Genomic DNA, 23,499 nt, shown 5'->3' on the forward strand with positions numbered 1-23,499 from the left:
CAGAGACATGGCACAGAACGAGAAGCTGGCCGAGCTGTCGCAGGCGGGCGTCGCCGTCTGGCTCGACGACCTGTCGCGGGACCGCATCCGCAGCGGCAACCTGCAGTCGCTGGTCGACGAGTACTCCGTCGTCGGCGTCACCACCAACCCGACGATCTTCGCCGCGGCGATCAGCGGGTCGGACTCCTACGACGACCAGCTGCACGCCCTCGCGGTGCGGAAGGTGAGCGTCGAGGAGGCGCTGCGCACCATCACCGCCTCCGACGTGCGCGACGCCTGCGACCTGCTGGCCCCGGTGGCCGAGCGGCAGCCCGGCGACGGCCGGGTGTCGCTGGAGGTCGCGCCGGGCCTGGCGCACGACACCGACGCCACGGCCGCCGAGGCCGCGCACCTGTGGTGGCTGGTGGACCGGCCGAACCTCTACATCAAGATCCCGGCCACCGTGGAGGGCCTGCCGGCGATCACGACGTCGATCGCCCGCGGGATCAGCGTCAACGTCACGCTGATCTTCAGCCTCGAGCGGTACCGCGCCGTCATGGACGCCTACCTGTCCGGGCTGGAGCAGCGCCTCGAGCAGGACCCCGACGCCGACCTGAGCGGCATCGCCTCGGTCGCCTCGTTCTTCGTGTCCCGCGTGGACACCGAGATCGACAAGCGGCTGGAGAAGGCCGGCGCCGACCAGCTCAAGGGCAAGGCCGCGCTGGCCAACGCCCAGCTGGCCTACCAGGCCTACGAGGAGGTCTTCTCCTCCGACCGCTGGAAGGCGCTGGAGGCCAAGGGCGCCCGGCCGCAGCGGCCGCTGTGGGCCTCGACCGGGGTGAAGAACCCCGAGTACTCCGACACCCTCTACGTCAGCGAGCTCATCGCCCCCGGCACCGTGAACACGATGCCGGAGAAGACGCTGCAGGCCTACGCCGACCACGGCGCGGCGGGCACCCCGGTGCAGAAGACCTACGACGACGCCGCGGCGACCATGCAGGCCATCGCCGACGCCGGCGTCGACCTCGACGACGTCTTCCGCGTCCTCGAGGAGGAGGGCGTGCAGAAGTTCGTCGACTCGTGGGACGAGCTCACCGACTCCGTGCGGGGCCAGCTCGAGGACAAGGCATGACCCTGGAGTTCTCCTGCTCCGGCCTCGACGTCCCGGAGGTCGTCCGCACCCAGCTCGCCGACGACGACGTCGCCGCGCGGCTGGTGGCCAAGGACGCCACCCTCTGGGGCCCCGAGGCCGAGAGCGAGGCCTCGATCCGGCTCGGCTGGCTGGACCTGCCCGCGTCCTCGCGCGAGCTGGTGTCCCGGCTGGCCGAGCTGCGGGCCGAGCTCGCCGGCGAGGGGATCGACCGCGTCGTCCTGTGCGGCATGGGCGGCTCCTCGCTGGCGCCGGAGGTCATCTGCCGCACCGCGGGCGCGCCGCTGGTGGTCCTCGACACCACCGACCCCGGCCAGGTCCTCGCGGCGATGACCGACCTCGACCGCACCGTGGTCGTGGTCAGCTCCAAGTCCGGCGGCACGATCGAGACCGACAGCCACCGGCGGGCCTTCGTCGCCGCGTTCGCCGAGGCCGGGCTGGACGAGAAGGAGGTCGGCCGGCGGTTCGTCGTCGTCACCGACCCCGGCTCGCCGCTGGCCGACACCGCCGCCGCCATGGGCGCCCGCGCGGTGTTCCTCGCCGACCCGAACGTCGGCGGCCGCTACAGCGCCCTGTCGGCGTTCGGGCTGGTGCCCGCGGCACTGGCCGGGGTCGACGTCGGCGCGCTGCTGGACGAGGCCACCGACCTCGCCGAGCACCTGGCCGAGCCGGGCAACCCCGCGCTGGAGCTCGGCGTCGCCATGGGCGCGGGCTTCCGCACCGGCCGGGACAAGGTCGCCCTCGCCGAGGGCACCGGTGGCAGCGGCCCGCGCATCGAGGGCTTCGGCGACTGGGCCGAGCAGCTCATCGCCGAGTCCACCGGCAAGGAGGGCCGCGGACTGCTGCCCGTCGTCCTGGAGTCGGTGGACGCGCCGGGCGCCCAGGCGCCGGACGCGCTGCTCGCCGTCGTCGACGGCGACCCGGTCGACGGCCGGCCCTCGGTCGGCGTCACCGGCCCGCTGGGCGCGCAGTTCCTCGGCTGGGAGTACGCGACCGCGGTGGCCGGGCGGGTGCTGGGGATCAACCCCTTCGACCAGCCCAACGTCACCGAGTCCAAGCAGAACACCTCGCGGATCCTCGAGTCCGGCCTGCCCGAGGAGCAGCCGGTCGCCACGATCGGCGCGGTGGAGGTGTACGCCTCCGGCGGCGTGCTCGACGGCGTCGACCTCGCGCAGTCCGACGGGCTGCGGCTGGCGCTGGACGCGCTGCTGGGCGCCGTCCCGCCGCGCGGCTACCTCGCCGTCATGGCCTACCTCGACCGCGAGGCCGACGCCCGGGCCGGGGAGCTGCGCGCCGCGCTGGCCCGCCGCACGGAGCACGCGGTGACCTTCGGGTGGGGCCCGCGCTTCCTGCACTCGACCGGCCAGTACCACAAGGGCGGTCCGCAGGTCGGCGCGTTCCTGCAGCTCACCGGCGCGGTGACGCAGGACCTCCCGGTGCCCGACCGGCCGTACTCCTTCGGCACGCTGCAGGCCGCCCAGGCCGCCGGCGACCGGCAGGCGCTGGCCGACCGGCACCGGCCGCTGCTGCACCTGCACCTGACCGACCGGGCCGCCGGCATCGGCCAGGTCCTCGCTGCCCTCGACTGACACCGCACCCCTCGAGGAGGGCACGTGATCCCCAACCCGCTGCGCGACCCGCGGGACCGGCGGCTGCCGCGGGTCCCCGAGCCCTGCGCCCTGGTCGTCTTCGGCATCACCGGTGACCTGGCCCGCAAGAAGCTGCTGCCGGCCGTGTACGACCTGGCCAACCGCGGGCTGCTGCCGACCAACTTCGCGCTGCTGGGCTTCGCCCGGCGGGACTGGGGTGACCAGGACTTCGCCGAGCTGGCCCGGGACGCGGCCCGCAACGCGGCCCGCACGCCGTGGCGGGAGGAGGTGTGGGAGCGGCTGGCCAACAGCGTCCGGTTCGTCCAGGGCTCCTTCGACGACGACAACGCCTTCGACGAGCTCGCGCACGCCCTCGCCGACCTGGAGAGCAGCCACGGCATCGGCGGCAACGCCGCGTTCTACCTGTCGATCCCGCCGGCGATGTTCCCGGTCGTGCTCAAGCAGATGCAGCGCACCGGCATGGCCGAGAGCACGCCGGACCGGTGGCGGCGGGTCGTCGTCGAGAAGCCCTTCGGCACCGACCTGGCCTCCAGCCGGGAGCTCAACGAGCTGGTCGACTCGGTGTTCAGCGCCGAGGACGTCTTCCGCATCGACCACTACCTGGGCAAGGAGACCGTCCAGAACCTCATGGCGCTGCGGTTCGCCAACGAGCTGTTCGAGCCGGTCTGGAACGGCCACCACGTGGACTCGGTGCAGATCACCATGGCCGAGGACGTCGGCATCGGCGGCCGGGCGGGGTTCTACGAGAAGACCGGCGCGGCCCGCGACGTGCTGCAGAACCACCTGCTGCAGCTGCTCGCGCTCACCGCGATGGAGGAGCCGGTCGAGTTCTCGGCCGACGAGATCCGCACCGAGAAGCTCAAGGTGCTGCGCGCCATCTCGCTGCCCGAGGACCTGCGCACCTTCGCCGTCCGCGGCCAGTACGAGCAGGGCTGGCTGGCCGGCCAGCGGGCCAAGGGCTACCGGCAGGAGGACGGCGTCGACGCGCACTCGACGACCGAGACCTACGCCGCGGTCCGGCTCGGGGTGGAGACCCGCCGCTGGGCCGGCGTGCCGTTCTACCTGCGCACCGGCAAGCGGCTGCCGCGGCGGGTCACCGAGATCGCGCTGGTGTTCAACCGGGCGCCGCACCTGCCCTTCGCCGACACCGACACCGAGGAGCTGGGCAACAACCAGCTGGTGGTGCGCGTGCAGCCCGACGAGGGGGTCACCCTCAAGTTCGGGTCGAAGGTGCCCGGCAGCGTCATGGAGGTCCGGGACGTGTCCATGGACTTCCTCTACGGCGAGCAGTTCACCGAGGCCAGCCCCGAGGCCTACGAGCGGCTGCTGCTCGACGTGCTGCTCGGCGACGCCACGCTGTTCCCGCGCAACGCCGAGGTCGAGGCCTCCTGGGCGGTCATCGACCCGCTCGAGGAGTTCTGGGCCGGCAGCACGCCGCACGCCTACCGGGCCGGCGAGTGGGGGCCGCGCGCCGCCGACGAGATGCTGGCCGCCGAGGGCCGCCGGTGGCGGCGTCCGTGAGGCGCCCCCGCGGAGAGGAGACGCGATGACGACGCTCTGGGACACCACCGGCTCGGCCGTGGTCAAGGAGCTCGCCGCCCAGCGGCGGACCGGCGGCGCGGTGTTGTCGGGGGTGGCGCTGACCCTGGTGGTCGTCGCCGACGAGGGCCGGGTGGCCGAGGCCGAGGAGGCCGCGACGACGGCCGCCGAGCAGCACCCCTGCCGCATCCTCCTCGTCGTCCGCCGGCAGATCGAGGCCCCGGTGCCGCGGCTGGACGCCGAGGTGTCCATCGGCGGGCGGCTCGGCCCCGGCGAGGCGGTCGTCATGCGCATGTACGGGCGCCTGGCGCTGCACGCGGAGTCGGTCGTGCTGCCGCTGCTGGCCGCCGACGCGCCGGTGGTCACCTGGTGGCACACCGAGCCGCCGCGGCAGCTGAGCACCGACGCGCTCGCGGTCATCGCCGACCGGCGGATCACCGACAGCGCGTCGGCGTCGGACCAGCTGGCCTCGCTGCGCATCCGGGCGCACGACTACTCCCCCGGCGACACCGACCTGGCCTGGACCCGCGCCACCGGCTGGCGGGCGACGCTCACCTCCGCGCTGGACTCGGTGTCCGGCCGCCGCGGGGACGCGGTCAAGGTGCTCGGCGCCCGCGTCGAGGGCGACCCCGGGGCGGCCACCGCGCAGCTGCTGCGCGGCTGGCTCGCGTCCCGCACCGGCAGCGCGGTCGAGGTCGTGCAGGCCACCCGGCACCCCGGGCCCAGCGGCATCGACTCGGTGCTGCTGTCCCTGGACCAGGACGAGGAGGTGCGGGTGCACGCCGACCGCCGCGGCGGCGCGGTGATCAGCCAGCCGTACCGGCCCGACGCCACGATGGCGCTGCCCGACCGCACGCTCGGCGACCTGCTCGGCGAGGAGCTGCGCCGGCTGGACCCCGACGAGCCCTACGCCGAGGCGCTGGAGGCCACCACCGGGGTGACCGGCCTGGCCGGCCGGGCGCCGGTGCGCGCGCACGTGTGGGTGGACCCGGCCGAGCAGGCCGGCGCGCCGTTCGCGAAGGACGACGTCGGCGTGGACAGCCCGCACGGTGAGGCGCCGACGGTGCCGCCGGACTCCGAGGGCACCGACGAGGTGGCCGAGCACGGCGAGCACGACACCCCGGACCCGACGGCGCCCGAGGCCGTCCGGTGACGCTGCCCCCCGGGGACCGGATCGCGGAGGCGCTCGCGGAGCGGATCGAGGGCCCTCCGCCCGCGATCGTCGTCGAGCCCGACGCGGAGCTGCTGGCGCGGGCGGTGGCGTCCGCGCTGGCCGCGCGGCTGGCCGCCGCCCAGGCGGTGCACGGGACGGCGTCGGTGGTGCTCACCGGCGGCGGGATCGGGACGGCGGTGCTGCGGCACGCCGCGGAGCTGGCCGAGGAGCCGGCGCCCGGCCAGGCGGTCGACTGGACCGCGGTCGACGTCTGGTGGGGCGACGAGCGGTTCGTCCCCGCCGACGACGACGAGCGCAACGAGAAGGGCGCCCGCGCGGCGCTGCTGGACCGGGTCGGGGCGCCGCCGGAACGGGTGCACGCGATCCCGGCGTCCGACGCCGGCTTCGACACACCCGAGGAGGCCGCGGACTGGTACTCCGGGACGCTGGCCGACGCCGCCCGCGACGCGGGGACCGGGGGTCCGCTCCCCCGGCTCGACGTCCTGCTGCTCGGGATGGGCGCCGAGGGCCACGTGGCGTCCATCTTCCCGGACTCCCCCGCGGTGACCGACGAGCGGACCGTGGTGCCGGTGCGGGACTGCCCGAAGCCGCCGCCGACGCGGGTGAGCCTCGGCTTCGCCGCGATCACCGCCGCCGAGGAGGTCTGGCTGCTGGTGTCCGGAGAGGGCAAGGCCGAGGCCGTGGCGCGGGCGCTGGGCGGCGCCGACCGCACCGAGGTCCCGGCCGCCGGGGCCCGCGGCCGCCGCGCGACCCGCTGGCTGCTCGACGCGGCCGCCGCGAGCCGCCTGCCGGGCGCCGAGGACGAGGGGGCCGGGCGCGCGGGCGCCGCCGGCTGAGGAGCCGGGGGTGCTGGGGATCGGGGTCCTGGGCCCGCTGGAGGTCCGCCGGGACGACGTCCCCGTCCCGATCGGCGCCCGCCTGCAGCGCGCCGTGCTCTCGGTGCTCGTCCTCGAGGCCGGCCGCCTGGTCCCCGCCGACCGGCTCGTGGACCTGGTGTGGAGCGGCGACCCGCCGCCGCGGGCCATCGCCTCCCTGCACAGCTCCATCGCGCACCTGCGCCGCGCGCTCGAGCCCGGCCGGGCGCCGCGGTCCAGCGGCTCGGTGCTCCTCACCGCCCCGCCGGGCTACCGGCTGGCGCAGGAGGCGGTCGAGGTCGACGCCGCCCGCTTCGAGCGCCTCCTCGCCGAGGCGCGCGGGCTGCCGCCGTCCGGCGCCGGGCGGGCGGTCGCGCTGCTCGACGAGGCGCTGGCGCTGTGGCGCGGCCCGGCGCTGGCGGAGTTCGCCGACGAGCCCTTCGCCCGCGCCGCGGCCGACCGCTGGGAGACGCTCCGGCAGGAGGCGGTCGAGCTGCGGGCCGGCGCCCTGCTCGCGCTCGGCGACCCCGGCCGCGCCGTCGCCGAGCTGCAGGCCCACGTCGCCGCGCACCCGCTGCGCGAGCAGGCGCGCGAGTCCCTCGCGCGGGCGCTGTACCGCTCGGGCCGGTCCGCCGAGGCGCTGGCCGTGCTCGCCGAGGGCCGGCGGCTGCTGCGCGACGAGCTCGGCCTCGACCCCGGGCCCGGGCTGCGCCGGCTGGAGGCGCAGATCCTCGACCACGACCCGGGGCTGCAGCCCGCTCCCCCGCCCGCACCGGCACCGGCACGCTTGGCAGCGGCGGCGCCGCTGCGCGGCCGGGAGGGCGAGTGCGCGCTGCTCACCCGGGTGCTCGCCGACGCCGCGGCCGGCGCGGGATCGGTGGTCCTGCTCACCGGCGACGCCGGGATGGGCAAGACCGCGCTGCTGCGGTGGCTCGGCGACGCCGCGGCCTCGGCGGGGGGCGCTCACCACACCGGCACCTGCCGCGACGGGCTCGCCGCACCCCCGTACTGGCCCGTCCTCGCCGTCCTGCGCTCGGCCCTGCCCGGCCTCGGGCCTGCCGCGCAGGCGGAGCTCGCCCGGGTGCTCGGCCCGCTGCGGGACGTGCTCCCGGGCCTGGGCGGCCCCGGCTCCGCCGACGGCGGCATCGACCCGGCCATGGTGCTCGTCCACCTCACCGACGCCCTCCGCGCCCTGCTGACCGCCGGGGGCCGTCCGGCCGTCCTCGCCCTCGACGACCTGCACGCCGCCGACCCGGCCACGCTGCGGCTGGTCGCCGGCCTGGCCGAGGAGGTGCCGGGCACGCCGGTCGTGCTCGCGCTGGCCCTGCGCAGCGGCGAGGCCGGCCCGCCGGCCCTGCTCGACACCTTGGCCGCCCTGGGCCGGTCCCCCCGCCTGACGCGGCTGGACCTCGAGCCGCTGGCCGACGGCGCGGTCACCGACCTCGTCCGCGACGTCGCCGGGTCCGCGCTCGGCGACGCGGAGGTGCGGGACGTCGTCACCCGCGCCGACGGCAACCCGTTCTTCGCCCTCGAGCTGGCCCGCGCGTCGGCGGCCGCGGACGCCGCCGTCCCGTCCGGGCGCGGCCGGCCCGTCGGCGGGGTGCCCGCGGCGGTGCACGACGTCCTCCGCCAGCGGGTGCTGCGCCGGCCGGCGCCGGTGCCGGAGCTGCTGGCCGCGGCGGCGGTCGCGGGCGGCCCGGCGTCGGCCGAGGACCTCGCCGCGGTCACCGGCGTCCCCGTCGACGACGCGCTGGAGGCGCTCGAGACCGCCGTCGGCGCCCGGCTCGCCGTCGACGCCGGCGGGGGCACCTTCGCCGTGGCGCACGCGCTGCTCGGCGAGGTGCTGCGCGGCGGGCTGTCCAGCGCCCGCACCGCGCGGCTGCACCGTGCGCTCGGCGAGCGGCTGGCCGCTCGCGCCGGCGAGGACCCGGAGCAGGCGTCGCGGATCGCCGCGCACCTGCTCGCCGCCCGGGCCCTGGACGGCGGGGCCGCGGCGGTCCCCTGGCTGGAGCGGGCCACCGACCACGCGGTGCGGGTGTCGGCCCTCGACCAGCTGCGCGAGCTCGGGGGGCACCTGCTGGGCGCGGCCGCCGCCCTGCCCGCCGGCCCCGACCGGCGGCGGCGCGAGCTGCGCGCGCTCAGCCGCACCGCCTACGCCGACGCCTGGTCGGCCGGGTACGACAGCCCGAGCATCCGCGAGTACGGGCGGCTGGTGGCCGCCTGGGAGGTGCCCGACCCGGCCTCGCCCGACGACGTCGAGCTGCTGTGGGTCGCCACGCTGTTCCAGTGCCAGGTGGGTCGGCTCGACGACGCCGGCACCACCGTGGCCCGCATGGCGGAGCTGGCCGCCGCGCTCGGCGACCCGACCGCCGCGTACCTGACCGAGGACATCACCGCCGTCGTGCGCTGGATGCAGGACCGCCCCGCGGACGGGCTGGCCGCGGCCGGCCGCGCGGAGGCGCTGGTGGCCGGCGGTGGGGTGGACCTGCGGCGGTCGCTGGCTTTCTCCCCGCCCACCCGCATCGCCGTCGTCCGTGCGCTGTGCCAGTGGCTGCTGGGCCGGCGGGAGGAGTCGCTCGCCTCCTCCGACGCCGCGCTCGCGGCCGCGGAGCGGGCCGGGCTCGGGGCGGCCGGGTTCGCCCGCCGCTGGGCGCTGGTCCTCGCGCTGCTGGACGGCGACGCCGCGCGGGTGCGCCGGCTGGTGGCGCTGCCCCTGCACGAGCCGGCGTGGGAGCGCTACCGCTACCCGTCGGCGGTGGTCCGCTTCGCGGAGGGCTGGCTGCGCGCCCGCGACGACCCGCGGGCGGGCCTCGCGGAGATGCGCGCGGCGCACGCCGTGCTGGCCGACCAGGGGCTGGCCGCCGGCCGCTCGGTGTTCCTCGGGCTGCTGGCCGCGACCGCCCTGGCCGCCGGGGAGCCGGCCGCGGCGGTCGCGATGTGCGACGCCGGCCTCGCCGTCGCCGAGCGCGGCGAGCGGTTCCGCGTGCGCGAGCTCACCCGGCTGCGGGCCGCCGCCCTGGACGGCGCCGGCACCAGAGGACCGCAAGAGCCCGTCCAGACGCGGCCGTCAGTGTCCGGTCCATGACCGCTGCGACCGTCCTCCCCGCCCCTCCCGTCCGCGACCCCGTCGTCGACGTGCGTCCCGGCGACCGCTGGCTGGTCGTCGTCGCGCACCCCGACGACGAGTCCTTCGGCTGCGGCTCCACCGTGGCCCGCGCCGCCGCCCTCGGCGCCCGGGTGACCGTCGCCTGCGCCACCCGCGGCGAGGCCGGCGAGCCCGGGCCGGGGCTGCCCGACGCGGCCGACCTCGGCGCCGTGCGCGAGGCGGAGCTGTACCGCGCCGCGGAGCAGCTCGGCGTCGCCCGCGTGGAGCTCCTCGGTTACCGGGACTCCGGCTTCGACGGCCCGGCGCCGCGCGGCTCGCTGTGCGCGGCGCCCCGCGCCGACGTGGCCGGCGTCGTCGGCCGGCTGGTGGCCGACGTCCGGCCGCACGTGGTGCTCGTCCTCGACGGGAGCGACGGGCACCGCGACCACCTGCACGTCCGCGCGGCGGTGGCCGCGGCGCTGCGGGACGCGCCGGGGCCGCTGCTCGTCGAACACTGCCTGCCGAACGCCCTGATGCGGCGCTGGCTCGAGGAGATGCGCACACTGCGGCCGGACACCGCCTACCACGCGATCGACCCGGCGGTCCTCGGCCGGCCCGACGCGGAGGTCACCGACGTCCTGGACGTCACGGCCGTGCTCGACCGGCGAGAGGCGGCCATCGCCGAGCACCGCTCGCAGGCCTCGCCGTTCGACGGGCTGAGCGCCGGCCTGCGGCGGGCCTTCCTCGGCGCGGACCACCTGGCCCGGGTGGCCTACCGGCCCGTGCGGCGGGACCGCTGGTGGGACCACCGCCGCGCCGCGTGGGTGCCCTGCCCGGGCGGGCGGTGACCGCCTGGCGCGACGGGGGCCGCGGCGCGATGCTGCGGCCGTGACCCCCGAGCCGTGCCTGCTGTGCGACGTCGGGGAGGCCGACGCGTTCTTCTCCCGCACGCGGGTGTGGGAGGACGACCTGTGGCGGCTGTCGGTCGTGCTCCGCGGGGCGCTGCCGGGGTTCTGCCACCTGGAGACCCGGCGGCACGTCCCGTCGGTGACCGACCTCGACGGTGACGAGGCGACGACGTTCGGCCCCGTGCTGGCGCGCAGCACGCGCACAGTGCGGGACGCGACGGGCGCGGACCGGGTGTACGCCTACGTCTTCGGCGACCGCGTCCCGCACTTCCACGTCAACCTGGCGCCGCACCGCGAGGGCGGGCCGCTGGTCGGCGGCCGCGGGCTGCTGGCGCCCGGCACGCCGGACGCCTCGGCGGAGGCCCACGAGGCCGCCGCCGAGGCGATCAGACGGGGGTTCTAGGCGCCGCGGCGGGCCCGGAGCTTGGCGAGGGCCTCCTCGAGGAGGGCGTCGCCGTCGGCGTCGCTGCGCCGCTCGCGCACGTAGGCGAGGTGCGTCTTGTACGGCTCGGTCCGCGGCGCCGGCGGGGGCGCCTGCGGGTCCTGGCCGGCGGGGAGACCGCAGCGCGGGCAGTCCCAGGTCTCGGGGACCTCCGCGTCGGTGGCGAAGGCCACCCGCGTCTCGTGTCCCGAGCTGCACCAGTAGCCGACGCGGTGCCGCGGGGCCGCCTCTCCGCGCTCGGCCTCACCCATCGGACCCGCGCCGACCCGGGTCCCCCGGATCGCGTTGCCACCAGCCACGAGCGCCCCCTCGTTCCGACCTGCCTGCTGGATCGTCACGGCGCGTGACCACGCCGCGCGGGCAGTCTAGGGCCTGGAGGTGTCTCCCCGGTCACGATTTCGCCGCGCCCAGGGGCAGCGAGGAGTCAGACCTTCAGCAGGATGCCCAGCGCCACGATGCACACCGTCCAGATCAGGCCGGTGAACACGGTGAGCCGGTTGAGGTTCTTCTCGACGACCGAGGAGCCGGACAGCTGGGAGGAGACCGCGCCGCCGAACATCGAGGACAGGCCACCGCCCTTGCCCCGGTGCAGCAGGATCAGCACCACGAGCAGCACGCTGGTGAGGACCAGCAGCACGTTGAGGACGAGCTCGACCATGGCCCCAGGGTAACCGGTGCCCGCAGGCGCCCCGGTCAGCGCACGCCCGCGGTGGCCAGGTCGTGCCCCGCATAGGGCTCCATGACCAGCCCGTTGCGCAGCCGCTGCCCGGCCAGGAGTTGCACCCGCGTCTCCACCAGCGGCACGTAGGCACCGGTCCCGCCGGCCGCCGCCGCGACCTCCCGCCAGGCGCCGCGCGAGGCCTCCGGGTCGGCGGCGGCGCGGGCGGCGTCGACCAGCCCGGAGATCGCCGGGTCGGTGAGCCGGGCGTAGTTCGTGTTGCCGACCAGGCTCACCGAGCGGCCGTCGACCAGCGGCACGAGGAACGAGCCCGGCGTCGGGAAGTCAGCGGTCCAGGTGGCCAGGACGATGCCGAAGCCGTTGCGCGCCACGTTGTCCGGGCTGCCGACGTCGGTGGCGTAGAAGCTGGTCGCCGGCAGCGGGCGCAGCTCCGCCTCGATCCCGACCTCGGCGAGCTGGGCGACGACCTCCTCGGCCACCGCGACGCTGGCCTGGGCGTCGGGCACGGCGAGCACCGTGCGGAACCCGTCGGGCTGCCCGCAGGCGGCCAGCGCCTCCCGGGCGGCGTCGGGGTCGGGGCCCGGGTCGGGGTCCTCCGGCCCGCCGCCCAGGGACCGCGGCCACAGCTGCGAGGTGCGGACGGCGTTGTCCGCGCCGCCGACGACCTCCTGGACGGCGCCGCGGTCGATCGCGGCGGCCACCGCGGCCCGGCAGTGCGGGTCGTTCATCGGCGCGACGTCGGTGGGCAGCGCCAGCAGCCGCACCGCGCCGGTGGTCAGGTCGTCGACCCGGTCGGTCAGCGGCACCTCGCCCCCGGCGCCCTCGGCCAGCCGGGCGGCGGTGGCCGCGTGCAGGCCGGCGCCGGAGACGTCGACGTCGGCCGAGCCGGCGAGCAGCTGCTGGTCGCGCTCCAGGGTGGCCAGCCCGGTGCGGACGACGACGCGGTCGGGCAGCGCCGTCCGGACCTCGTCGGTGGCCGGGTCCCACTGCGGGTTCCGGTCGAGGACGATCCCGGTCGCGGCGTCGACGGTGGTGACCGCGTAGGGGCCGGAGGACACCGGGTCGCTGCCGTAGCCGGCGCCGGTGTCGTTCTCGATCGGCACGGGGCTGCTCGAGGGCAGCGCCAGCACGTAGGGGAAGTCGGGCTGGGCCGAGCGCAGCCGGAAGGTGATCGTGGCGTCGTCGGGCGTCTCGATCGCGGCCAGCCCCCGCCTGCCCGGGGTCTCGTCCTGGTACGGCCCGGCGTAGGGGTTCCCGGGGTCGTCGAGCAGGTCCACGACGTAGGTGGGCCCGCCGACGACGACGTCGGAGGCGAAGGACCGCTCGATGCCGTACTTGACGTCGCGGGAGGTGATCGCCCGGCCGTTCTCGAACCGGACACCCTGCTTGAGGGTAAACGTCCAGCTCACGCCGCCGTCGGGGGTGGTGCCGAGGTCGGTGGCGAGGTCGGGGACCAGCTCGCCGGTGCGGCCGGGCTCGCTGGCGTAGGTGACCAGCGTGCGGGTGTAGAGCCGCATGAGGTTCCACACGCCGGGCTGGTAGGAGCGCTGGGGGTCGAGGCTGTCGACCTCGCTGGTGACCACGCGCAGCGTGCCGCCGGTCGCGTCCGAGGGCGCTCGGACGCCGTCGACGCCGGCGTCGGGCCCGTCGCCGAGCACCGGGACGCCGCTGTCGCCGTCCCTGCCGCCGCCGCAGCTCACGGCCACCGCGACGACGAGCAGGACGACGAGGGCGAGCCCGAGGACGCGCCCGGGTGTGCCGCGCAGCCACTCGGGGAGGCGGCGGCCCCGGGAGCGGGCGGGTCCCTGCAGCGTGCTGTCCACCCACCCGCTCCCGTGCGGCCGCGGGCTAGCTGCCGCCTGCGGCGATCCGACAGATCTGCGCGAACTCGTCGGCGTCCAGGCTCGCGCCCCCGACCAGTGCACCGTCGACGTCCGGCCCGGCCAGGATCCCGGCCGTGTTCGCGGCCTTCACCGACCCGCCGTAGAGGATACGGACCGCCGCGGCCGTCTCCGGGCCGAAACGCCCGTCGAGGCGGGACCGGAGTGCGCCGCACACCTCCTGGGCGTCCTCGGGGGTGGCCACCTCGCCGGTGCCGATCGCCCACACCGGCTCGTAGGCCAACACGACCGCGCGCACCTGGTCGGCGCTCAGGCCCTCCAGGGCGGCGTCGAGCTGGTCGGTGCAGTGCGGGACGTGCCGCCCGGCGCGGCGGACGTCGAGGCCCTCGCCCACGCACAGGATCGGCGTGAGCCCGTGCCGCAGCGCGGCCTGCACCTTGGCGGCCACCGTGGCGTCGTCCTCGCCGTGCAGCGCGCGCCGCTCGGAGTGGCCGACGACGACGAAGCCGCAGGCGAGCGCCGCGAGCATCGCGCCGCTGACCTCACCGGTGTAGGCGCCGGAGTCGTGCGCCGACAGGTCCTGCGCGCCGTAGCCGACCGGCAGCTTGTCGCCGGTGACCAGCGTCTGCACGCTGCGCAGCGCGGTGAACGGCGGGAGCACCACGACCTCGGCGTCGTCGAGCTCGCGCTCCTTGAGGCTGAAGACCAGCTTCTGCACTAGGCCGATGGCCTCCAGGTGCGTCATGTGCATCTTCCAGTTGCCCGCGATCAGCGGGCGGCGGCCCTCGCGCGGGGCGCGCGGCTGCGTGCGTGCCATCCCCGGCCCCTCTCAGTCCGCGAGCACCGCGAGGCCCGGCAGCTCCCGGCCCTCGAGGTACTCCAGCGACGCGCCGCCGCCGGTGCTGACGTGCCCGTAGGCGGCCTCGTCGAGGCCGAGCTGGCGGACCGCGGCCGCGGAGTCGCCGCCGCCGACCACCGACAGCCCGTCGACGGCGGCCACGGCCTCGGCCACGCCGCGGGTGCCGGCCTGGAAGGGCGCCAGCTCGAACACGCCCATCGGACCGTTCCAGAACACCGTGCGGGCGCCGGCCAGCTCGCGGCCGAACGCCTCGACGGTGCGCGGGCCGACGTCGAGGCCCATCTGCCCGTCGGGGATCTGCTCGGCCGCGACGACGGCGGTGTCCACGTCGGCGCTGAACTCCGGCGCGACGACGACGTCGAGCGGCAGCACGATCCGCTCCCCCGCCTCGGCCAGCAGCCGGCGGCAGGTGTCGACCTGGTCGGCCTCGAGCAGGGACTTCCCGACGCCGTGGCCCTGCGCGGCGAGGAAGGTGAAGCACATCCCACCGCCGACCAGCAGCCGGTCCACCTTGGGCAGCAGCGCCTCGATGACGGCGAGCTTGTCGCTGACCTTCGAGCCGCCGAGCACCACGACGTAGGGCCGGTCGGGGTCGGTGGTCAGCCGCTGCAGCACGTCGAGCTCGGTGGCCACCAGCCGGCCGGCCACGTGCGGCAGCCGCTGCGCGACGTCGAACACCGACGCGTGCTTGCGGTGCACGGCGCCGAACGCGTCGTCGACGTAGACGTCGGCCAGCGCGGCGAGCCGGTCGGCCAGCCGGCCGCGCTCGGCGTCGTCCTTGCTGGTCTCGGCGGCCTCGAAGCGGACGTTCTCCAGCAGCAGGACGTCGCCGTCGCCGAGCGCGTCGGCCCTGGCGCGGGCGTCCTCGCCGGCGACGTCGGCGGCCAGGGGGACCTCGGCGCCGAGCAGCTCACCGAGCCGCGCGGCGACCGGGGCCAGCGAGTACTGCGGGTCGGGCGCGCCCTTGGGCCGGCCCAGGTGCGCCGCGACGACGACGCGGGCGCCGGCGTCGCGCAGCGCCTCGATCGTCGGCAGGCTCGCCCGGATCCGGCCGTCGTCGGTGATGGCCCGGGTCTGCTTGTCGAGGGGGACGTTCAGGTCGGCGCGCAGCAGCACGCGCCGGCCCGACACCCCCTCGGCGAGCAGGTCGTCGAGGGACCGCATCAGAGCGAGTTGCCGACGAGCTCGACGGAGTCGACCAGCCGGTTGGAGTAACCCCACTCGTTGTCGTACCAGCCGAGGACCTTGGCCATCGGGCCGAAGACCTTGGTCAGCTTGGCGTCGTAGATGCACGAGGCCGGGTCGGTGACGATGTCGGAGGAGACGATCGGCGCCGACGTGTACTTGAGGATCCCGGCCAGCGGCCCGGACTCGGCGGCCTCGCGGTAGGCGGCGTCGATGTCGTCGGCCGAGGCCTCGCGGGTCAGCTGGACGGTGAGGTCGGTGGCCGAGCCGGTGGGCACCGGGACGCGGACGGCGTAGCCGTCGAGCTTGCCCTGCAGCTCCGGCAGCACCAGGCCGATCGCCTTGGCGGCGCCGGTCGAGGTGGGGACCATGTTGAGCGCGGCGGCGCGGGCGCGGCGCAGGTCCTTGTGCGGGCCGTCCTGCAGGTTCTGGTCGGCGGTGTAGGCGTGGATCGTCGTCATCAGGCCGCGCTCGATGCCGAAGGCGTCGTTGAGCACCTTGGCGAGCGGGGCCAGGCAGTTCGTGGTGCAGGACGCGTTGCTGATGATCGTCTGGGTGCCGTCGTACCTGTCGTGGTTGACGCCCATGACGATGGTCAGGTCGTCGCCGGTGGCCGGCGCCGAGATGACGACCTTCTTCGCGCCGCCCTTGTCCACGTGCTTGCGGGCGTCGTCGGCCTTGGTGAAGAAGCCGGTGGACTCGACGACGACGTCGACGCCCAGGTCGCCCCACGGCAGCGCGGCCGGGTCGCGCTCGGACAGGACCTGCATCGTCTTGCCGGCGATGTCGATGCCGCCGTCGGAGGCGGCGACGTCCTCGCCCAGCACCCCCAGGATGCTGTCGTACTTGAGCAGGTGGGCCAGGACCTCGGGGCTGGTCAGGTCGTTGACCGCCACGATCTCGATGTCCTTGCCGCTGGCCGCGGCGGCGCGCCAGAAGTTGCGCCCGATCCGGCCGAACCCGTTGATGCCCACGCGTACGGTCACGACTGACCTCCATGTGTCCCCGGCGACGCCCGTCGCCCCGGTCGGCCGCACGGCGCGCGGCCTCGATCGGCGACGACCCTATCGGCACCGGGGCGGGGCCCGTCCGGGTGAGGTCAGGCCCCGGCCACGAGCTCCGGGAGGTCACCGGGCGGGGCCGGCACGGGCAGCACCGGGCCGGCGGCCGGCACAGCGGCCGGCACGGCGGCGACCACGCGGTCGCGGCCGGTCGCCTTGGCGGTGTACAGGGCGCGGTCGGCGGCCTCGAGCAGCGCGGCCGCCGAGGTGCCGTCGGCCGGGCAGACGGCGACACCGACGCTCACCGTGACGCCGACGTCCTCGCCGTCGAGCAGGTGGCGGGTGGCGGCGATCTCGCGGCGGACCTGCTCGGCGCGGGCCAGCGCCTGCTCCCGCCCGGCGCCGGGCAGGACCACGACGAACTCCTCGCCGCCCAGCCGCGCGGCCGTGTCGCCCTCGCGGACGGCGGCGGCGAGCGTCCCGGCGACGCCGAGGAGCACCCGGTCGCCGGAGGCGTGGCCGAAGCGGTCGTTGACGGCCTTGAAGTGGTCGACGTCGACGACGAGCAGCGACAGCTGCCCGGTGCGCGGCCGGCGGGCCAGGTCGGCCTCCAGGGCGCGGTCGAGGTGCCGGCGGTTGTGCAGGCCGGTGAGCGGGTCGCGGACGGCCTCCTCGGCGAGGACCGCGCGCAGCCGCTCGATGACCTCGACCTGCTCGGCCAGCTGCCGGTTGAGCCGCTCGACGGCGAGCTGCCGCCGCTGCTGCTCGCTCACGTCGCGGACGACGAGGATGCGGCCCAGCGCGCGGCCGCGGGGGTCGGCGACGGCGGAGTCGCGCACGTCCAGCCACACGCCGGGCCGGACCTCGGCGACGCGGTGGCCGTCGCGGCGCTCGGTGTTGAGCAGGACCCCGACCGCCCGGGGGCCGGCCACGTCGTGGAGGGGCCGGCCGACCAGGTCGCCGTCGAGGTGGGGGCGCAGCTCCCGCAGCATCCGGGTGGCGGCGGGGTTGCAGTCGATGAGGACGCCGTCGGGGTCGACGACCAGCACGGCGTCGGGGACGGTCTCCACGACCTGCTCGCGGGCGACCGGGACCAGCCGCAGCAGGCCGCCCCGGAAGATGGCCCAGCAGTCGAGCAGCCCGGTGAGCAGGAAGAACAGCGGGGTGACGTCAGTGCCGTGCCCGTCGAGCTGGGAACCGACGGCGACCACGTTGCCGACCGTGGACAGGCACGCCGAGCCGAGCAGGATGCCGATCTGGCGGCGGAAGACGCCGGCGACGCGCAGCCAGCGGCGGGCGAGGACGGCGTAGGCCACGCCGATGAGCGCGTAGGAGTAGGCGGTGTGGGCCAGGAACAGCGGCCCGAACGTCACCCGGGACTCGGCGCCGGCGGTGCCGGTGACCATGTCGGCCATCACCAGGTCGCGGGTGGCCGGCAGGGCCCCGGTCAGGACCAGCAGGACCGGCTCGACCGCCAGCAGCGCCGCGGCGCGCGGCGAGAGCCGCCACGAGGGGTCGGCGACGGTGCGGGCCAGGACCCAGGTGCCCACGACCACCAGCCCGACGGCGGCCATGAGCAGGGGGACGTAGACGCGCTGCACCGGCTCGCTGCCGGCCAGGTAGACGGCCCCGTCGGCGGCCGACCAGGTGGCGACGCCGGCCATGGTGACCGCGAGCGCGGTGGCCGCGGGGGTCCGCCGCCGCCGCTGCCACGCCAGGACGGCGGTGCCGACGGCGACCAACGCGGCACAGCCGAAGACGACGGCCCAGCTCCCCGCGGTCATGCCGCCTCCGCTCCGCACCGGGGCGGGCCGGGACGGCCGCCTCTCCCCCGCGCCATCGGCGGCACCGGGCGCGGGGTACAGCGGCCCGGCCGGGCGCTCACCCCCAGGGGGGACGACGACGGGGCGCCCCCCGCGTGAGCGGAGGGCGCCCCGGATGGTGACGTGCTGGAACGGCCGCCCTTCCGGGTCCCGCGCGGAGCGTGCGAGGCGTGGGGGAAGGGTGGTCCTTCTACTGGGCCAGCATGTCCTCGGTGACCACCGACTCGGTGTCGGGGATGCCGAGGTCCTTGGCCCGCTTGTCGGCCATCGCCAGGAGACGCCGTATGCGGCCGGCGACGGCGTCCTTGGTCATCGGCGGGTCGGCGCGCTGGCCGAGCTCCTCGAGCGACGCCTGGCCGTGCTCCAGGCGCAGCCGGCCGGCGACGAGCAGGTGCTCGGGGGCGTCGTCCGCGAGGATCTCCAGCGCCCGCTCGACGCGCGCGCTGGCCGCGACCGCGGCGCGGGCCGAGCGGCGCAGGTTGGCGTCGTCGAAGTTGGCTAGCCGGTTGGCGGTGGCCCGGACCTCGCGGCGCATCCGCCGCTCCTCCCAGGCCAGGACCGCGTCGTGGGCGCCCATGCGGGTGAGCAGCGCGCTGATCGCGTCGCCGTCGCGGACGACGACCCGGTCGGCGCCGCGGACCTCGCGGGCCTTGGCGGCGATGCCCAGCCGGCGGGCCGCGCCGACCAGGGCCATGGCCGCCTCCGGCCCGGGGCAGGTCACCTCGAGTGACGAGGAGCGGCCGGGCTCGGTGAGCGAGCCGTGCGCGAGGAAGGCGCCCCGCCAGGCGGCCTCGGCGTCGTTGATGCTGCCGGAGACCACCGACGGCGGCAGGCCGCGCACCGGGCGCCCGCGCTGGTCGACCAGCCCGGTCTGGCGGGCCAGGCCCTCGCCGTGCTTGGCGATCCGGACGAGGTAGCGCACGCCGCGGCGGATGTTGCCGCCGGCGAGCACGCTGACCCCGCTCGTGTAGCCGTAGACCTCGCTGATGTCCCGGCGCAGCCGGCGCGCGACCGAGCCGGTGTCCAGCTCGGCCTCGATGACCACCCGGCCGCCCACGATGTGCAGGCCGCCGGAGAAGCGCAGCAGCGCCGTCACCTCGGCCTTGCGCTCGGAGGTGCGCGTGCACTCCACCCGGGACAGCTCGTCCTTGACCATGGCGGTCATCGCCACGACGACCACCCCCTGCTCTGCTGCGGCGCCATTCTCGGCGTCACCTCTCCCCCTCGTACCGTCCGGGCTCCCCCGCTCCCGGTGCTCCGGCTGGGACCGTTCCCGCTCACCGCGCCCCGACCACCGAGCTCAGCGCGGCCGCCAGCCGCGCGGGGTCGTGGCGCGGTGATCCGTCGGGCGCGGCGACCGGAGCCAGGACCAGCTCGGCGCCACACTCGCGCACCGCTGACAGGAGACCACAGCGGTCAACAACCGATTCCGCATCCGCGACCACGGTGTGCAGCGCCACACCGCCCAGGTGCGCCTGCAGCACGCGGAGGTGCTCCTCCGGCGAGAAGCCGTCGGTCTCCCCCGGCTGCGGCTCCAGGTTGAGGACGACGACGACCCGGGCGCGGGTGGCGGCCAGCGCGGCGCGCAGCCGCGGCACCAGCAGGTGCGGCAGCACCGACGTGTACCAGGAGCCGGGGCCCAGCGACACGACGTCGGCCGTGGCGATCGCCTCGAGGACGTCGGGGTGCACCGGCGGGTCCGGCGGCGAGACGAGGATGTCGCGCACCCGCCCCGGGGTGGACGCGATGGCGACCTGCCCGCGGATGGTGCGGGTGCGCGCCGGGTCGTCGGGGTCGACGGTCTCCACCCGGGCGACGAGGTCCAGCGGCACGTCGGCCATCGGCAGCACCCGGCCGCACGCGCCGACCAGCTCGCAGACCGCGTCGAGGGCGCGGACGGTGTCGCCGCCGTGCAGCTCGACCAGCCCGGTGAGCAGCAGGTTGCCGACGGGGTGCCCGGCCAGCACGCCGGTGCCGCCGAGGCGGTGCTGCAGCAGCCGGGCCATCTCCTGCCGGCCGTGGTCCTCGCCGGCCAGCGCGGCCAGCGCCATCCGCAGGTCACCGGGCGGCAGGACCGGCATCTCCCGGCGGATGCGGCCGGACGAGCCGCCGTCGTCGGCGACCGTGACGACGGCGGTGAGGTCGGACGTGATCCGCCGCCAGGCGCCGAGCGCCGCCGCGAGCCCGTGGCCGCCGCCGAGGGCGACGACCCGCAGCGCGGCGCCCCGGGGTGGGGTGGCCACTACTCGCGGCCCAGGTCGCGGTGGCGCGCGACCGCGTCGGTGCCCTCGGCGCGCAGCCGGCGGGCGAACTCCTCGGCGATGGCGACGCTGCGGTGCTTGCCGCCGGTGCAGCCGACCGCCAGCGTCAGGTAGCGCTTGCCCTCCCGCCGGTAGCCGGGGATGAGCAGCCGCAGGACCTCGGTGTACCGGTCGAGGAACGGCCCGGCGTCGGCCTGGCCGAGCACGTAGTCGCGGACGTCGGCGTCCTGCCCGGTGTGCGGGCGCAGCTCGGGCAGCCAGTGCGGGTTGGGCAGGAACCGCGCGTCGACGACGAGGTCGGCGTCCAGCGGCAGCCCGTACTTGAAGCCGAAGCTGAGCACGGTCGCCGTCAGCGGCGGCGTGCGGCCCTCGCGGGCGAAGGCGTTCTCCAGCGTGGCGCGCAGCTGGTGGACGTTGAGGTCGCTGGTGTCCACCCACAGGTCGGCCTCGCCGGCGATGCCGGTCAGCAGCGTCCGCTCGGCGGTGATGCCGTCGAGCGGACGCCCGGAGCCCTGCAGCGGGTGCTCCCGCCGGTTGGACTCGTAGCGGCGCACCAGCACCTCGTCGCGGGCGTGCACGAACACCACCCGGGGGCGGTGGCCGGCCTCGGCGAGCACCCGGATGGCCTCCTGCAGGTCGCTGGAGAAAGCCCGGCTGCGGACGTCGACGACGGCGGCGAAGCGGCGCACGTCGCCGCGGGCGCCGAGCTCCACCATCGGCAGCAGCAGCGCCGGCGGCAGGTTCTCCACGACGTACCAGCCGAGGTCCTCGAGCACCCGGCCGGCGGTGTTCTTGCCCGCGCCGGACAGCCCGGTGACGACGACGACCTCGACCGGCGGGGTCTCGGTGCTCGCCGGGTCCAGCCCGGCGGGGACGTCGGCGTGCGGCCCGTGCTGGCCCTCCGGGGACGGCACCGGCGCCGTCCCCGCGTCCTGCCCGGCGCTCACGAGGCGACCCGGCCGACCTCGGCGGTCTCCCCGGCCCCGGGGCGGGGGGTGCCCCGCTCCGCCGGCCCGCTGGGTGCCGTGGTGCTCTCCACGACGGTCTCCGCGCCGGTCTCCGTGGCCGCGTCCTCCTCCGCGGGACGGTCGGCGGCGGGCTCGGCGACGGCGGCCATGACCGCCTCCGCCGTCCGGCGGCCGATGCCGGGGACGGCCGTGAGCTCCTCCACCGTGGCCGCGCGCAGCCGCTTGAGGGACCCGAACTGCTTCATCAGCGCCTTCCGCCGCGTCTCCCCGAGACCGGGGACGTCGTCCAACAGGGAGACCAGCATGCTGACCGAACGCTTCTGCCGGTGGTAGGTGATCGCGAACCGGTGGGCCTCGTCCCGCACCCGCTGCAGCAGGTACAGCGCCTCGGAGGTGCGCGGCAGGATCACCGGGTCGCTCTCCCCGGGCAGCCACACCTCCTCCATGCGCTTGGCCAGCCCGCAGACGGCGACGTCGACGATGCCCAGCTCGTCCAGCGACCGCGCCGCCGCCGCCACCTGCGGGGCGCCGCCGTCGACGACCAGCAGGTTCGGCGGGTAGGCGAACCGGCGCGGCCGGCCCTCCTCCGCGGCGACGCCCTGCTCGTCGCGCCGGTCGGCCTCCTCCTTGAGGTGCCGGGCGAAGCGGCGGCGGACCACCTCGGCCATCGCCGCGGTGTCGTCGGTGCCCTCGTGCACGGCGAAGCGCCGGTAGTCCGACTTCTTCGCCAGCCCGTCCTCGAACACCACCATCGAGGCGACGACGTTGGTCTGCTGCACGTGGCTGATGTCGATGCACTCGATGCGCAGCGGTGCCTCGGGCAGCTCGAGCGCCTCCTGCAGCTCCGCCAGCGCCAGGGAGCGGGCGGTGAGGTCGCTGGAGCGCTTGACCCGGTGCCGGGCGAAGGCCTCCTTGGCGTTGCGCTCGACGGTCTCCAGCAGGCTGCGCTTGTCGCCGCGCTGCGGCACCCGCAGCGACACCCTCGACCCGCGCAGCTCGCTGAGCAGCTCCTCGTAGACGTCGGCATCGGCGGGCAGCTCGGGGACGAGCACCTCCTTGGGCACCGACTCGCCCGCCTCGAACGACCCGGTCTGCTCGTCGACGCCGCCGTAGACCTGCAGGAGGAACTGCTCCACCAGCTCGCCGGTGGTGACCTCCTCGACCTTGTCGATGATCCAGCCGCGCTGGCCGCGCACCCGGCCGCCGCGGACGTGGAAGACCTGGACGGCGGCCTCGAGCTCGTCCTGCGCGAACGCGACGACGTCGGCGTCGGTGCCGTCGCCGAGGACGACGGCCTGCTTCTCCATCGCCCGCCGCAGCGCACCGAGGTCGTCGCGCAGCCGGGCGGCCTTCTCGTACTCCATCGCCTCGGCGGCCTCGGCCATCTCGCGCTCGAGGCGCTTGACCATGAGGTCGGTGCGGCCGGCCATGAAGTCGCAGAAGTCGTCGACGATCGCCCGGTGCTCCTCGGCGCTGACCCGGCCCACGCAGGGCGCGGCGCACTTGCCGATGTAGCCGAGCAGGCAGGGCCGGCCGATCTGCCCGGCGCGCTTGAACACGCCGTTGGAGCAGGTGCGGGCCGGGAAGACGCGGGTGAGCGTGTCGAGGGTCTCGCGGATGGCCCAGGCGTGCGCGTAGGGGCCGAAGTAGCGGACGCCCTTCTTCTTCGGTCCGCGCATCACCTGCAGCCGCGGGTACTCCTCGTTGAGCGTCACGGCCAGCGACGGGTAGCTCTTGTCGTCGCGGTACCGGACGTTGAACCGCGGGTCGAACTCCTTGATCCAGTTGTACTCGAGCTGGAGGGCCTCGACCTCGGTGCCGACGACGGTCCACTCGACGCTCGCCGCGGTCGTGACCATCTGCCGGGTGCGCGGGTGCAGGCCCGCGACGTCGGCGAAGTAGCTGTTCAGCCGCTGGCGCAGGCTCTTGGCCTTGCCGACGTAGATGACGCGGCCCGTGGGGTCGCGGAACTTGTAGACCCCCGGCGACTCGGGGATGGAGCCGACCGCCGGGCGGTACGTGGACGGGTCGGGCACGCACCCACAGTAGGTGGCGCGGCCGACGATCCGCCGTCCGCGTGGCGTGGACGTGGCCATGGGAACGACACCGGTGGGATTCCCGGGGGACCTCCGCCTCTGTCC

General features: G+C 76.3%; 19 protein-coding genes. 8 read left to right on the forward strand and 11 right to left on the reverse strand.

Translation table 11 applies throughout. The features are described 5' to 3' along the window. Positions 1–7 precede the first annotated feature (7 nt). From tal to ACI79L_RS01195, 8 genes are read left to right on the forward strand one after another with little or no spacing between them, the layout of a single operon-like run. Positions 8–1,111 carry a transaldolase gene (gene tal, locus ACI79L_RS01160; protein ID WP_456935005.1) on the forward strand — a complete coding sequence of 368 codons (1,104 nt, stop codon included), beginning with the start codon at positions 8–10 and terminating at the stop codon, positions 1,109–1,111. Continuing rightward, a complete protein-coding gene (locus tag ACI79L_RS01165; RefSeq protein WP_456935006.1) occupies positions 1,108–2,718 on the forward strand; it encodes a glucose-6-phosphate isomerase in 1,611 nt (536 codons plus the stop codon). The genes tal and ACI79L_RS01165 overlap by 4 nt, the downstream gene beginning before the upstream one ends. 24 nt (positions 2,719–2,742) lie before the next feature. Next, on the forward strand, positions 2,743–4,260 hold the full coding sequence (zwf, locus tag ACI79L_RS01170; RefSeq protein WP_456935007.1) for a glucose-6-phosphate dehydrogenase: 1,518 nt from the start codon (positions 2,743–2,745) through the stop codon (positions 4,258–4,260). A gap of 25 nt (positions 4,261–4,285) precedes the next feature. After that, the gene (locus ACI79L_RS01175) at positions 4,286–5,431 is read left to right on the forward strand and encodes a glucose-6-phosphate dehydrogenase assembly protein OpcA (RefSeq protein ID WP_456935008.1); all 1,146 of its coding nucleotides are present in this window, start codon (positions 4,286–4,288) and stop codon (positions 5,429–5,431) included. Next, a complete protein-coding gene (pgl, locus tag ACI79L_RS01180) occupies positions 5,428–6,288 on the forward strand; it encodes a 6-phosphogluconolactonase (protein WP_456935009.1) in 861 nt (286 codons plus the stop codon). The genes ACI79L_RS01175 and pgl overlap by 4 nt, the downstream gene beginning before the upstream one ends. A 10-nt stretch (positions 6,289–6,298) precedes the next feature. Beyond that, the gene (locus ACI79L_RS01185) at positions 6,299–9,391 is read left to right on the forward strand and encodes a BTAD domain-containing putative transcriptional regulator (protein ID WP_456935010.1); all 3,093 of its coding nucleotides are present in this window, start codon (positions 6,299–6,301) and stop codon (positions 9,389–9,391) included. Beyond that, complete coding sequence (locus ACI79L_RS01190; RefSeq protein ID WP_456935011.1) at positions 9,388–10,239, forward strand: PIG-L deacetylase family protein; 852 nt, start codon at positions 9,388–9,390, stop codon at positions 10,237–10,239. Before ACI79L_RS01185 ends, ACI79L_RS01190 begins: the two co-directional genes overlap by 4 nt. Positions 10,240–10,279: 40 nt before the next feature. After that, positions 10,280–10,702 carry an HIT family protein gene (locus ACI79L_RS01195; protein ID WP_456935012.1) on the forward strand — a complete coding sequence of 141 codons (423 nt, stop codon included), beginning with the start codon at positions 10,280–10,282 and terminating at the stop codon, positions 10,700–10,702. On the opposite strand, the gene ACI79L_RS01200 is transcribed toward ACI79L_RS01195, so the two are convergent. From ACI79L_RS01200 to uvrC, 11 genes are all read right to left on the reverse strand, one after another. Further along, the gene (locus ACI79L_RS01200; protein WP_456929787.1) at positions 10,699–11,079 is read right to left on the reverse strand and encodes an RNA polymerase-binding protein RbpA; all 381 of its coding nucleotides are present in this window, start codon (positions 11,077–11,079) and stop codon (positions 10,699–10,701) included. The two genes, ACI79L_RS01195 and ACI79L_RS01200, sit on opposite strands and share 4 nt — an antisense overlap. 86 nt (positions 11,080–11,165) lie before the next feature. Further along, positions 11,166–11,399 carry a preprotein translocase subunit SecG gene (gene secG / locus ACI79L_RS01205; RefSeq protein WP_387992967.1) on the reverse strand — a complete coding sequence of 78 codons (234 nt, stop codon included), beginning with the start codon at positions 11,397–11,399 and terminating at the stop codon, positions 11,166–11,168. Between the two features lie 35 nt (positions 11,400–11,434). Then, positions 11,435–13,243, reverse strand: a complete 1,809-nt coding sequence (locus tag ACI79L_RS01210; RefSeq protein WP_456935013.1) for an ABC transporter substrate-binding protein — start codon at positions 13,241–13,243, stop codon at positions 11,435–11,437. Between the two features lie 25 nt (positions 13,244–13,268). Beyond that, positions 13,269–14,078, reverse strand: coding sequence for a triose-phosphate isomerase (gene tpiA, locus ACI79L_RS01215; RefSeq protein ID WP_456935014.1), 810 nt, complete (start codon positions 14,076–14,078; stop codon positions 13,269–13,271). Positions 14,079–14,090: 12 nt separating this feature from the next. After that, entirely contained in the window at positions 14,091–15,284 is a 1,194-nt protein-coding gene (locus ACI79L_RS01220) for a phosphoglycerate kinase (RefSeq protein ID WP_456935015.1), read from the reverse strand. Next, positions 15,284–16,291 (reverse strand): type I glyceraldehyde-3-phosphate dehydrogenase, encoded by a 1,008-nt coding sequence (gene gap, locus ACI79L_RS01225; RefSeq protein WP_456935016.1) that lies wholly within the window; start codon positions 16,289–16,291, stop codon positions 15,284–15,286. Before gap ends, ACI79L_RS01220 begins: the two co-directional genes overlap by 1 nt. 113 nt (positions 16,292–16,404) lie before the next feature. Further along, a complete protein-coding gene (locus ACI79L_RS01230; protein WP_456935017.1) occupies positions 16,405–18,090 on the reverse strand; it encodes a diguanylate cyclase in 1,686 nt (561 codons plus the stop codon). A 229-nt stretch (positions 18,091–18,319) separates the two neighbouring features. Then, entirely contained in the window at positions 18,320–19,294 is a 975-nt protein-coding gene (gene whiA, locus ACI79L_RS01235; RefSeq protein ID WP_204263308.1) for a DNA-binding protein WhiA, read from the reverse strand. A 112-nt stretch (positions 19,295–19,406) separates the two neighbouring features. Next, complete coding sequence (locus tag ACI79L_RS01240; RefSeq protein WP_456935018.1) at positions 19,407–20,372, reverse strand: gluconeogenesis factor YvcK family protein; 966 nt, start codon at positions 20,370–20,372, stop codon at positions 19,407–19,409. Further along, positions 20,372–21,337 (reverse strand): RNase adapter RapZ, encoded by a 966-nt coding sequence (rapZ, locus tag ACI79L_RS01245; RefSeq protein WP_456935019.1) that lies wholly within the window; start codon positions 21,335–21,337, stop codon positions 20,372–20,374. The genes ACI79L_RS01240 and rapZ overlap by 1 nt, the downstream gene beginning before the upstream one ends. Continuing rightward, positions 21,334–23,394: an excinuclease ABC subunit UvrC gene (gene uvrC / locus ACI79L_RS01250; RefSeq protein ID WP_456935020.1), complete on the reverse strand. Its 2,061-nt coding sequence runs from the start codon at positions 23,392–23,394 to the stop codon at positions 21,334–21,336. The genes rapZ and uvrC overlap by 4 nt, the downstream gene beginning before the upstream one ends. Between the last annotated feature and the right edge of the window lie 105 nt (positions 23,395–23,499).

It is taken from the genome of Geodermatophilus sp. SYSU D00684 (assembly GCF_054050455.1).